We start from the raw sequence: 12,654 nt of genomic DNA on the forward strand, positions 1-12,654 counted from the left end.
CTTCTGTTATTTGTTCAAATTTTGGCGAAAAATGTGTTTTTTCTTGTTTTAGTCTTTTAAAGAGGAAGAAAAGTGGCGCGAGAAAAAGATGCGTACTGACTAAATTAGGCAACTGTGATATAAAAACGAGACTGTTGTTTATGCCCAAATCTGGGTAAAGCTAAAATTATATTAGGATCTGAATATGGTTACTTTTCATACCAATTACGGCGATATCGTGATTAATACATTTGCAGACAAAGCACCTGCAACCGTAGAAAATTTTTTAGACTATTGTAAAGAAGGATTCTACGATAACACTATTTTCCACCGCGTCATCAATGGTTTTATGATCCAAGGTGGTGGTTTTGAACCAGGTATGAACCAAAAAGCGACCAAAGCACCTGTAAGAAACGAAGCAAACAATGGCCTAGCAAACAACCGTGGTACATTAGCAATGGCTCGTACGAACGATCCACATTCAGCTACTGCTCAGTTCTTTATCAACGTTGCAGACAACGATTTCTTAAACTTCCGTGCTGAAAATACAAATGGTTGGGGATACTGTGTGTTTGCTGAAGTTGTTGAAGGTATGGACGTTGTTGATAAAATTAAAGCAGTTTCCACAGGTCGTAGCGGTTTCCACCAAGATGTTCCTCGCGAAGATATCGTCATTAAAAGTGTAACGGTTAGCGAATAAGCCTCACTTTTTATGTATACGCTTTTTATTGCAGACCTGCATTTAAGTGAACATGAACCGGCAATTACTGCCGGTTTTCTTCGCTTTCTAAAAGAACAAGCCATTCATGCAAAAGCACTTTATATCTTAGGTGATTTTTTTGATTTTTGGATCGGAGACGATGATCCTAATCCTTTACATCAACAAATTGCTCAAGCACTGATGACGCTAAAAAATGCAGGAGTGCCTTGCTATTTTATTCATGGAAATCGTGATTTTTTAATTGGCTCTCGCTTTGCGAAAGAGAGTGGTATCACCTTACTTCCTCAAGAAAAAGTGCTCGAAATTGAGAACTATCGTATCTTAATTTTGCATGGTGATACACTTTGTACGGACGATAAAGCATATCAACGTTACCGTAAAAAAGTACATAATAAATGTATTCAGCGCTTATTCTTGCTACTGCCTCTATTTATTCGACTGCGTATCGCTGACAAAATGCGTTCACGCAGCCAGCACGAAAATCAATACAAATCAGATGCCATTATGGATGTTAACCCGCAGGCTGTAATTGATACTTTTAAACATTTCAATACAGAATGGATGATCCACGGTCATACTCATCGCCCAGCAATTCATACTGTCAACATTGATAATAAACTACATTATCGCGGTGTATTAGGTGCTTGGCATACAGAAGGTTCTATGTTTAAAGTGACGGCTGAAAAAATAGAACTTATTCATTTCCCCTTTTAAGTTATTTTGCTTATTGTCTCCATAAAAAGGCTATTTTTTCTCTACGCAAACGTTTTCCTGCGCATGTTAGCGTGATACTATCATGCTCAGTTTATTAGGCTATATCCGTTTATGCTTACAGGAGCAGTTAAGTAATGTCTTCTCAAGTTGGTCTAAATACCTCTTCCGCTCGTATCGCTATTGTAATGGGCTCTAAAAGCGACTGGGCAACAATGTCTCATGCCGCCGATGTACTAGACGCTCTACAACTTCCTTATCATGTTGAGATTGTCTCAGCCCATCGTACCCCTGATAAGCTATTTAGCTTTGCAGAACAGGCAAAAGATAATGGTTTTGAGGTCATTATTGCAGGAGCCGGCGGTGCAGCCCATTTACCGGGTATGCTCGCAGCAAAAACGCTCGTTCCTGTATTAGGTGTTCCTGTTCAAAGTGCAGCATTAAGCGGTATTGATAGCCTTTATTCTATTGTACAAATGCCAAAAGGCATTCCGGTGGGAACATTAGCGATTGGTAAAGCTGGCGCTGCCAATGCGGCTTTATTAGCCGCTCAAATTTTAGCGTTACACTCTCCAACTATTTTTGAAGCATTAACTGCATGGCGTACCGCACAAACTGACGATGTATTAAATAACCCAGATCCAAGGGAGGCACTATGAAACCAGTTTGTGTGCTTGGAAATGGTCAATTAGGGCGAATGCTAAGACAAGCGGGTGAGCCTTTAGGAATTGCGGTTTATCCCGTAGGATTAGATGCAGAGCCAGAAGCCGTTCCCTATCAAAAAAGTATCATCACGGCGGAAATTGAACGCTGGCCTGAAACCCCTCTGACCAAAGAATTAGAACGTCATACTAACTTTGTAAACCGTGATATTTTTCCATTACTTGCTGATAGATTGCCTCAGAAACAACTTATCGATGAACTAGGTTTGGCCACGGCAGCTTGGCAACCATTAACGTCACCAACACAATGGCCTGATATTTTCGCACAACTGGGTGATTTTATTATTGTAAAGCGCCGTGTGGGTGGTTATGACGGGCGCGGTCAATGGCGCATTCATCCGGGCGAAGAACAGCAATTACCGGCTGAGATTTATGGTGAATGTATTGTCGAGCAGGGTATTCCCTTTTCAGGTGAAGTGTCATTAGTGGGAGCAAGAGATTGTCGTGGGAACTGCGTTTTCTACCCTTTAACTCACAATCTTCACCAAGATGGCATTTTACGCATGAGTGTTGCATTACCAACCCCATCGTCAGAACAACAACTGTTAGCAGAAAAAATGCTGACCGCGATCCTTAATAAGCTCAACTATGTTGGTGTAATGGCGATGGAATGCTTTATCGTTGGCAATAAATTACTTATCAACGAATTAGCCCCTCGTGTTCATAACAGTGGTCATTGGACACAAAATGGGGCTTCAATTAGTCAGTTTGAGTTACACCTACGTGCAATTTTAGATTTACCGATGCCCAAACCTGAGGTTTGCCAACCAGCAGTAATGGTTAATTTGATTGGTACTAATGTCAATCCTCAATGGCTTTCATTGCCATTAGTTCATTTACATTGGTATGAAAAAGAGGTTCGTCCTGTGCGCAAAGTGGGTCATCTCAATCTTGTACATCGCGATAATCAACCACTGAAAGAAACACTCGAATTATTAAGTGCAATGCTTGATGATGCCTATCAGTACCCTATCGAATGGGCTTTAGAAAAATTAAGCTAGCAGTCCGACTCATAAAGTTAGAGAATAATAGCCTTTAAACGAACAGACCTTAAATAAATAGGTCTGTTATTCGCTATTTTCTCCTGATTATTCAGGTTACTGCACCCATTCGATGGAGTCAGGATGCAAGTCACGCAACAAGTTTTTGGGCCCGTTTATCAGTGGAGTATGCTGATATTATTGGGCTTTGTGTATTTTTTAGCTACCGCTACCACATTTACCTCTTTAGGTGTTGTTCTTCCTAGTATGATAAACGAGCTAGGGTGGAACTGGACTCAAGCTGGCCTTGGCTTTACGTTATTAGGATTAACCTGCGGTCTTGCGAGTTTTTTACCTACATTACTGATCCGTAAATTAAGTGTTCGTCTTACATTACTTATAGGGTTAATCATTTTTGTCAGTGGTTTCTATTTTCTTTATGAAACATACACTATTGCGCGTTATTTTTTGGGTACGGCACTGTTAGGTGTTGGTTTTACACTACTGGCTACTGTGCCTGGTACTTATGTGATTTCTCGCTTATTTGAAAAACAGTCTTTTGCTTTTGGTGTCTACTTTACCATTGGTGGATTAGGTGGTGTTGCTGGACCTTGGATCTACTTTTTAGCAACTCATTTATGGCATACATGGCGAATGCACTGGCTTATTTCAGCACTCACACTCACTGTTGTTACTCTTCTTACCATTTTATTTTTACGCGAAGGTAATAAAGAGCAAGAGCACGCAAAAAAAATTAGCCAACTTCAAACCAAAAAACGTATTTATCAAACCAAAGAAATTTGGACAGCTCGTCATGCTTTAAGAACATGGCAATTTTATGTTATTGCTGCGACTTACACCGCTTTTTTATGGTGTGGGATCACGGTTAATAGCTTTGCTGTTGCACATATTATTGAGAATGGTTTTGGCGAAACTATTGCCGCGACACTATTAAGTAGCATGGCATTTATCAATGCTTTCTCTCGATTAGCGGGTGGCGCAATTGGTGAATGGTTAGAACCTAAAAAATTACTTATCGCAAGCTTAAGTATTATAATCATTGGGTTACTTGCACTAAGTATGGCTAATTCTTGGATTTACCTGATCTTATTTACGGTTTGTGTCGGTATCGGGTATGGCATGACATTCTTAGCATCAAGTATATTGCTTGCTAACTATTTTGGTCGCACCCCTTACCTTGAACTATTTTCAGTGATGAATTTAATTTCAACACTGGCTTGTTTAGCCCCCTTCTTTGCAGGAGCCATCAAAGATATATCAGGTAGTTTTACCCCCGCATTCTTGATTTTAACCCTACCTGTTTTATTCATTTTAGCGGTCACTCTATTTATGAAACCGCCAGTTTATCCTAAATTTCAGCATGCGAGTGAGCAAGAAAAATAACCATGAAATAAGCAAGATAGCGAGTTTCGTATTATAAAAACGCATTTTCTAAGGAGACATGAAACTGATGAATGATGCATTAATAATAAAATACTCAATAGGTATTGGCATCGCTTTAGCCTGTTTTGTTGGTTTTGTCATCGTATCTCTTTTTCATGACAAAAAGAAAAAACGCCATAGAAATATTATTGTTCATATCAGCCAAGCTATCTTGCTTTGTAGTCTAGTGTTTATCTTAAGCCAATATTGTGAAATGGCCGTGGTCGATTTTAATCTCCATTTTATCTCATTTAGGATGATTAATTTTTTCACCTATATCGGCATTGCATTAATTTTAATGAGAAAATTTTTCTTACTCATTAATCGGCTAGAAGATGCTCAAATTAAAAAAGGCAGTGATCCGACTTCTGCTCGCATTATTTCTCGCATATTCAAAATCACGTTATTTGTCATTATCGTTTTATTGTTTGGTGAGCATTTTGGTATGAGCTTATCCGGCTTAATGACATTCGGAGGATTAGGTGGGATCGCCATTGGTATGGCAAGTAAAGATGTATTAAGTAATCTATTCTCTGGTGTGATGCTCTATTTTGATCGTCCTTTTAATATTGGTGATTGGGTACGTTCTCCAGACCGTAATATTGAAGGCACTGTAGTCGAAATTGGTTGGCGCATTACCAAAATCATTACGTTTGATCACCGACCACTTTATATTCCCAACTCCATTTTTTCCTCAATTAGTGTGGAAAATCCAGGAAGAATGACAAATAGGCGGATCCAAACTGAACTTGGCTTGCGTTATGAAGATTCAGATAAAATAGGTGTTATCGTTGAAGATATTCGCACCATGCTAATGCAAAATGACAAAATCGATACACAACAAACATTATTAGTCTATTTTAATCAATTTACAGACTCTTCACTCAATATCATGGTGTATTGTTTTACTAAAACAACGGTATGGGCACAGTGGCTTGAAGCTCAGCAAGAAGTCTATTTAAAGATAATTGAAATTGTGCATAAACATGGCGCTGATTTTGCTTTTCCATCTCAAACGGTTTATCTCGAGAAGTCTGCTCCCATTGCCCAATAATAGATAGAAAGTGGATACGTTTATTTCCATATAAATTCTCCATTGACTCATTGATTAAAATGGTATTTTATGCGATTTAAATGCATAGAACGCCATTTTTCTTTTAATTTATTTCAATCACATCCACAACCAAGTATATTGTTCGCCAATTATTCTATTGATAAAAACACGAGCATAATGAAAAAAATGAAGTTGGCGTGTCACCCTACTCTTTCACACTATTTTTATTGTGAACGTCCGATCGTTGATATTGTTGATGCAAATTTAGCGCAAGTATCAGCAGTCGTGTTGTCATTATCAGATATTGAGTCGGGCGAATTAGATCGCATTCATCAAACAGGCTTTCAACTCCCCGTATTTATTGCTGTTAATCTTAATGATGCAATCAGTGCTGAATTGCTCAATCAAGTTTCAGGGGTTGTAATTACGGATAAAAAAGCACATCAAAAAAATAGTGCGTTAATTAATAAAGCAGCACAGCAATATGAAGAGGATCTGACCACCCCCTTTTTTTCACGTTTAGTGAATTATGTTGCCGAAAAGAATATCGCTTTTGATTGTCCTGGTCATCAAGGCGGAGAATTTTTCCGTCGTCATCCTGCTGGTGAGCAGTTTTATCAATATTTTGGTGAGAATCTATTCCGCTCTGATCTTTGTAATGCTGATGTGGGAATGGGGGATTTGCTTATTCATGAAGGTGCGCCTTATGATGCTCAAACTTTTGCCGCGCAAGTGTTTAATGCCGATAAAACCTATTTTGTTTTAAATGGAACATCCTCATCTAATAAAGTTGCCTTAAATGCCTTATTGGCGCCAAATGATTTAGTGTTATTTGATAGAAATAACCATAAATCCAATCATCATGGCGCACTCATTCAAGCAGGAGCAACACCTGTTTATTTAGAGACGGCTCGTAATCCTTTTGGCTTTATCGGTGGTATTGATGCTCATTGCTTTGAAGAACACTATTTACGCCAACAAATTGCCGAAATTATCCCAGAACGTCAATTCGATAAACGTCCTTTCCGTTTAGCCGTTATTCAACTAGGCACTTATGACGGTACGATTTACAACGCAAGGCAAGTGGTCGATAAAATTGGCCATCTTTGTGATTATATTTTATTTGATTCTGCATGGGTGGGTTATGAACAATTCATTCCCATGATGAAACAATGTTCGCCTTTATTATTAACGCTTAATAAAGACGATCCTGGTATTCTCGTTACTCAATCCGTTCATAAACAATTAGCGGGATTTTCACAAACCTCACAGATACATAAAAAAGATGCTCACCTGAAAGGGCAATCACGTTATGTTAATCATAAACGTATGAATAATGCTTTTATGATGCATGCATCCACCAGCCCGTTTTACCCTCTTTTTGCAGCTCTTGATGTCAATGCCAAAATGCATTCTGGCAAAAGTGGTGAAGCAATGTGGATGAGTTGCGTAAAGCAAGGCATTGAAGCCCGCAAGTCATTACTAAAACAGTGCCAGTTTATTAAGCCATTTATTCCTGAAATGGTTGATGGACTTGCTTGGCAAGATCACGATACAGATGAAATCGCTCGCGATCAGCGTTTTTTCAATTTTATTCCTAATGATAATTGGCACTCATTTGAAGGTTACACCACCAATCAATACTTTGTTGATCCTTGCAAATTAATGCTTACAACGCCAGGGATCGACCCTCATACAGGAGAATATGGATCTTTTGGTGTACCAGCATCTATTTTGGCAAATTATCTACGTGAACACGGTGTTATCCCTGAAAAAAGCGATCTCAATTCAATCTTATTTTTGCTAACACCCGCAGAGCATCAAGCGAAGTTTGATCGCTTAATTTCTTTGATTGTTCAATTTGAAAAATACTTAGTGGAAGATGTGTTATTAGAACAAATATTACCTTCTGTTTGCCGTCGCTATCAATCTCGTTATCAGGGTTATACATTGCGTCAACTCTGTCAGGAAATGCATGATATTTGTGTCACGTACAATATCAAGTTACTGCAAAAACAGATGTTTAGAAAAAATCATTTTCCTAAGCGAGCACTAAGCCCGCAACAAGCTAATATTGAGTTTGTTCGTGGTAATGTTGAATTGTTACCTTTAAATAAATTAGCCGGCCGAATTGCCGCTGAAGGTGCCTTACCTTATCCACCAGGTGTTTTATGTGCTGTACCTGGCGAAATTTGGGGGGGTGCTGTTTTACGTTATTTTCAGGCACTTGAAGTCACAATTAATCAGCTTCCAGGCTTTTCAACTGAGCTTCAGGGGGTTTATATTTATGATGAAGGGGATGGCAGTAAGCAAATTTATGCTTATGTGATAAAAGAATAATTATCTTTTCACACAAAAAAATGCTGATATTTTAATAATATCAGCATTTTTATTTAACGCTATTTATTCGCCTTATTTATTTTCATTATTCGCCTTGAATTCGTCGATATTGCCCTTTATCTTGCAACAGTCTGACGCCTAAGATACTACCACATAATGAAAGCAATAATGCCGCAACAATAGGTACGGTGATCCACATTCCCCATTGCGGTTGCCAAGGGAAATTAAACACCGATATTTGTAATAAACTTAATGCGACTTCAGCGCCAATCGCCGCAGCTAATCCCGCCATTAAACCTAATAATGCAAATTCAGCCCAAAGAGTCCGTCTTAATAATGATTTACCTGCACCTAATGTTCGATACACGACTAACTCAATGCGTCGTTGTGTCATTCCTACCTGAATTTGAGCAACTAGCAATAAAGCACCACAGAGCATGACCAATCCAACCATAATCTCCAAAGCTCGACTGACTTGCTGTAAGATCTGCTGAACTTGCTGAATTAATGCACCTGTATCTAACACACTTACGGTTGGAAATTGACGATTGAGCGCAGTAATTAATGCGCCCTCGCCATTGTAATAAAAACTACTCATCCATTTTTCTGGCTGATTACTTAACCCTTCTTCAGAGAAAATAAAGAAGAAATTAGGGCGCATATTCTCCCAATCGACATGGCGAATACTAGTAACAATGGACTTAAATTCACGAGTATCACCGACAAATGTTAATTCATCACCCAACTTAATATCGAGTTTTTCAGCAACGCCTTGATCAAGAGAAACGCCATTCCCCATAGGAGGCCATGTGCCCTCAATAATCACGTTATCTTTTGGCAATTCGCTATGCCACGTTAAGTTAAGCTCTCGACGAACGGTGTTATTACCTGCATCACGTTTATCAGCCCACTCTTTAGCATTATGCTCATTAATTTGAGTTAAACGTGCTAATACCACCGGGAATGCATCCATTGGTTCAACATCATGTTTTGCCAATAAAGTATTAATTTCTTGAACTTGAGGCGCAGACATATTGATTAGAAAATAGTTCGGACTATCTGCGGGTAATTGCTTTTGCCATTTATCAAGTAAATCACCTTGAATAAGGACTAAAAGCGTTAACAACATAAATGAGAGCGCGAAGGCTGCAAGCTGAGTCATCGTTTGAAAAGGCTGTCGTAATAAACGAGTGACGGCTAAGCGCGCACTAAGTTGGCGAAATGTAAACTGTTTTAATACCCATAATCCTAACCAGCCAATTATTCCGAGTAAAAAAGCAATAACAATAACACCAAATAGAATTGACCAAAGTAAGACGCCTGTTCCTGCAAAAAGCGTTAAAGCGCCAACAATAATTAAGCCTACTATTGGTAAATAATAACGAAGAGGCCATATAGGCGCCGTAGTATCACTTCTTAATACGCGAGAAGGTTGTGTTGCCATTAATTGATAGTAAGGTCTTAATCCTGTTAATAAAGCGATTAACAACAAAGAGCCCACAGACCATATCCATGGCAAAAAGCTCGCTTCAGGCAAACTTTTAGGTAAAACTGGCGCTAAAATTTGTAGCAGTATTGCCTCAAAAATAAGCCCTACTAATGAGCCAACAACAATAGCACCAATAAGGATCACCCCCCATTGCCCAACGATCCATTTTCTCAATGCACGTTTATCTGCCCCCAACGTTTTTAGTACTGCAATTAAGGTATGGCGACTACGGCAATAATGAGCCATTGAAACAGCAACTGCCGATATAGCAAGCAATAGCGTCAATAGCGCTGAAAGCAAAAGAAAATTTTTCGCACGTTCCATGGATTGTGAAAGTGCTCCACTATCTTGTTTTAAACTATTCCAACGCTGATCGGGTTTTAATAGTGGGTCGAAACGTTGCTGATAACGATCAATAACGGACTCGTTACCTGCAAACATATAGCGATATGTCAGGCGACTTCCGGGTTGCACCGCACCTGTTGCTTCAACATCATCAAGACTAATTAAAATACGGGGTGCAATTTGAAACGGATTAAATCCACTATCGGGCTCTTGAATTAACACACCACTAATCGTAAATGAGGCATCGCCTACATCAATCTTATCGCCGACTTTTATATCAAGTAATTCAAGTAATCTGGCACCAACAAGTGCCGTTCCTTTTTCAGGTTTTAGCCCTGCTGGCTCTGTTTCTAATTCACCATACAGTGGATATAATTTATCCGCAGCTTTTACCAATGCAAGCTGTGGTATATCGCCTTCAGGAGCATAAGACATCGTAGTAAATTGCATTTGGCGACTGAGCGTTAACCCTTCTTTTTTCGCCGCTATAAGCCAGTTTTCATCAACGGGATAAGATGCCCGTAAAACTAAATCGCCAGCAATTAAATCACGACTTTGAGCGTAAATGCTTTTATCAATGCGATCGCCTATACGCCCTAAAGCAAGCACACAAGCAACTGCTAGCGCTAAAGAAAGCCAAACAATTAATAATGCAGGAGAACGCCATTCACGCCAAAACCAACGCCAAATCATGACTCCTCCTTAAGTTGTCCATCGACTAATCGTAATCGTCTTTGGCAACGAGCGGCTAGCTCATTGTCATGAGTCACTAAAATCAATGTTGTTGCATAATCTCGGTTAAGCGAGAACAACAAATCTGCAATTTTATCACCCGTCTTACGATCAAGGTTTCCCGTTGGCTCATCAGCAAAAAGAATAGCCGGCTGAGTACAAAATGCTCTTGCTAATGCAACGCGTTGTTGCTCACCGCCAGAAAGTTGTGCTGGCATATGATATAAACGTTCGCCTAATCCTAACAGCTTCAGCAAATCAACAGCACGTGCATGACTGTGTTTTTCTGACTCACCTTTTAATAATGCGGGCAACTGCACATTTTCGAGTGCATTCAATGTTGGGATCAGCATAAATGATTGAAAAACAAACCCGACATGTTGGGCTCGCAACTTGGCGCGTTCTTCTTCATTCATTTGAGTGAGTTCTTTCCCCATTAAATGCACACTGCCAGAGCTACCATCATCTAATCCAGCAATGATACCTAATAGGGTCGATTTGCCCGATCCTGACTCACCGATTAACGCAATTGTTTGTGCAGACTCGACAACTAGCTCAACACCCTGCAATATAGAGATCTGACTATCACCTTCTCCTACTTGTTTGGTTAACTGATGAACTTCAAGAACCTTTTCCGTCGACATACATTTTTCCTTATCGTTATGATGATGTTTAGCTTTAAGGCGATTGCTGCTGATACCTTTCTAATCTTTGGTGACAGCTTGAGTGCAGGATATCGTCTTCCAATTGAAAGTGCATGGCCACAACGCCTTGCTGATAAATGGAAAACAACCCACCCTGACATTAATGTTATCAATGCAAGTATTAGTGGTGAAACGGCCTTTCAGGGACAAAATAGGCTTCCTGATTTATTAAAACAACATCAACCACGTTGGGTTTTAATTGAATTAGGTGCAAATGATGGCTTACAAGGATACCCTGTTGCACAAACAAAAGAGGCATTACAAAACATCATTACACAAGTAAAAGATGCCGGCGCAACGCCACTTTTTATGCAAATAATGATTTCACCTAATTACGGTAAACGTTATACACAATCATTTTCAGCAATCTATCCAAAGCTCGCTGAAGATAATGCGCTTCCTCTGCTCCCTTTTTATATGGAGCAAGTCGCTGATAAACCTGAGTGGATGCAAAATGACAGCATACACCCCAATGAAGATGCTCAACCTTTTATTGCGCAGTGGATGGATGAAACATTATCCCCTTACTTAACACGTTAGACTATTCTGACAGTAGTTGACGTAGATTAAACGAGATTAATTGTAAAATTATGCAAAAAACGGTATTGATTACAGGAAGTTCCAGTGGGATAGGACTCTGTGCAGCAAAAGCACTAAAGAAAAGAGGCTATCGCGTTCTTGCTGCTTGCCGTAAAGGTGAAGACCTTGAACGCATGGAAACACTGGGATTAGAACCAATCCATCTTGACCTTGATGATCCCAAAAGCGTTGAAAATGCGGCTCTAGAAGTTATTCAGCTAACAAACGGTCGTTTATATGGATTATTTAATAATGGTGGATTTGGTGTTTATGGCTCATTAGATGCCATTACTCGTCAACAAATGGAAAAACAGTTTTCTACTAACTTTTTTGGTTTACATCAGCTTACTACATTACTTCTACCTGCAATGTTACCTCATGGTGAAGGAAGAATTATTCAAACGAGTTCTGTAATGGGGATTATTTCAACATCTGGTCGAGGCGCTTACGCTGCCAGTAAATATGCCGTAGAGGCGTGGTCAGATGCGCTAAGAATGGAAATAGCGCATACCGGTGTTAAAGTCAGTTTAATAGAGCCAGGTCCAATACGAACTTGTTTTACTGAAAATGTCGCTCAAGCTGAAAAAGATAAGCCGGTAAAAAACCCTGGGATTGCGAGTCGTTTCACATTAACACCTGAAGATGTCGTGAAAAAGCTTATTCATGCTTTAGAAAGCCCAAAACCTAAGATACGTTATCCCGTAACCTTATTAACTTACGCCGTCAGAATACTAAAACGTTTTCTACCTGATGCGTTAATGGATGCTATTCTCAGTCGCCAGAGCGGCAAGGCTTGATTTTTGCGATTTCACCCTTACTTATTAATGAAATAGCGTTATAAATCGCATCTATATT

Annotated in this window: 11 protein-coding genes; 9 read left to right on the plus strand and 2 right to left on the minus strand. The window is 39.4% G+C overall.

Annotation, left to right across the window (positions count from 1 at the left end; translation table 11 throughout):
• The first annotated feature begins 184 nt into the window (after window positions 1-184).
• From ppiB to SB028_RS15020, 7 genes are all read left to right on the plus strand, one after another.
• Complete coding sequence (ppiB, locus tag SB028_RS14990; protein WP_069368364.1) at window positions 185-679, plus strand: peptidylprolyl isomerase B; 495 nt, start codon at window positions 185-187, stop codon at window positions 677-679.
• 12 nt (window positions 680-691) lie between these two features.
• A complete protein-coding gene (locus SB028_RS14995; RefSeq protein ID WP_318859656.1) occupies window positions 692-1,414 on the plus strand; it encodes a UDP-2,3-diacylglucosamine diphosphatase in 723 nt (240 codons plus the stop codon).
• Window positions 1,415-1,548: 134 nt separating this feature from the next.
• On the plus strand, window positions 1,549-2,070 hold the full coding sequence (purE, locus tag SB028_RS15000) for a 5-(carboxyamino)imidazole ribonucleotide mutase (protein ID WP_069368362.1): 522 nt from the start codon (window positions 1,549-1,551) through the stop codon (window positions 2,068-2,070).
• Entirely contained in the window at window positions 2,067-3,134 is a 1,068-nt protein-coding gene (purK, locus tag SB028_RS15005; protein WP_069368361.1) for a 5-(carboxyamino)imidazole ribonucleotide synthase, read from the plus strand. Before purE ends, purK begins: the two co-directional genes overlap by 4 nt.
• A 123-nt stretch (window positions 3,135-3,257) precedes the next feature.
• Window positions 3,258-4,517 carry a CynX/NimT family MFS transporter gene (locus SB028_RS15010; RefSeq protein WP_069368360.1) on the plus strand — a complete coding sequence of 420 codons (1,260 nt, stop codon included), beginning with the start codon at window positions 3,258-3,260 and terminating at the stop codon, window positions 4,515-4,517.
• 67 nt (window positions 4,518-4,584) lie between these two features.
• A complete protein-coding gene (locus SB028_RS15015) occupies window positions 4,585-5,610 on the plus strand; it encodes a mechanosensitive ion channel family protein (protein ID WP_069368359.1) in 1,026 nt (341 codons plus the stop codon).
• Between the two features lie 177 nt (window positions 5,611-5,787).
• Window positions 5,788-7,950, plus strand: a complete 2,163-nt coding sequence (locus tag SB028_RS15020) for an ornithine decarboxylase (protein ID WP_318859657.1) — start codon at window positions 5,788-5,790, stop codon at window positions 7,948-7,950.
• A gap of 85 nt (window positions 7,951-8,035) precedes the next feature.
• On the opposite strand, the gene ybbP is transcribed toward SB028_RS15020, so the two are convergent.
• Window positions 8,036-10,477, minus strand: a complete 2,442-nt coding sequence (gene ybbP / locus SB028_RS15025; RefSeq protein ID WP_069368357.1) for a putative ABC transporter permease subunit YbbP — start codon at window positions 10,475-10,477, stop codon at window positions 8,036-8,038.
• A complete protein-coding gene (gene ybbA, locus SB028_RS15030) occupies window positions 10,474-11,160 on the minus strand; it encodes a putative ABC transporter ATP-binding protein YbbA (protein WP_069368356.1) in 687 nt (228 codons plus the stop codon). Before ybbA ends, ybbP begins: the two co-directional genes overlap by 4 nt.
• On the opposite strand from ybbA, the gene tesA reads away from it, so the two are divergent.
• Both tesA and SB028_RS15040 read left to right on the plus strand, forming a co-directional pair.
• Window positions 11,131-11,760, plus strand: coding sequence for a multifunctional acyl-CoA thioesterase I/protease I/lysophospholipase L1 (tesA, locus tag SB028_RS15035; protein ID WP_069368381.1), 630 nt, complete (start codon window positions 11,131-11,133; stop codon window positions 11,758-11,760). The two genes, ybbA and tesA, sit on opposite strands and share 30 nt — an antisense overlap.
• 50 nt (window positions 11,761-11,810) lie before the next feature.
• The gene (locus SB028_RS15040) at window positions 11,811-12,596 is read left to right on the plus strand and encodes an SDR family oxidoreductase (protein ID WP_069368355.1); all 786 of its coding nucleotides are present in this window, start codon (window positions 11,811-11,813) and stop codon (window positions 12,594-12,596) included.
• Window positions 12,597-12,654 lie beyond the last annotated feature (58 nt).

This window comes from Proteus vulgaris (assembly GCF_033708015.1).
Lineage (GTDB): Bacteria > Pseudomonadota > Gammaproteobacteria > Enterobacterales > Enterobacteriaceae > Proteus.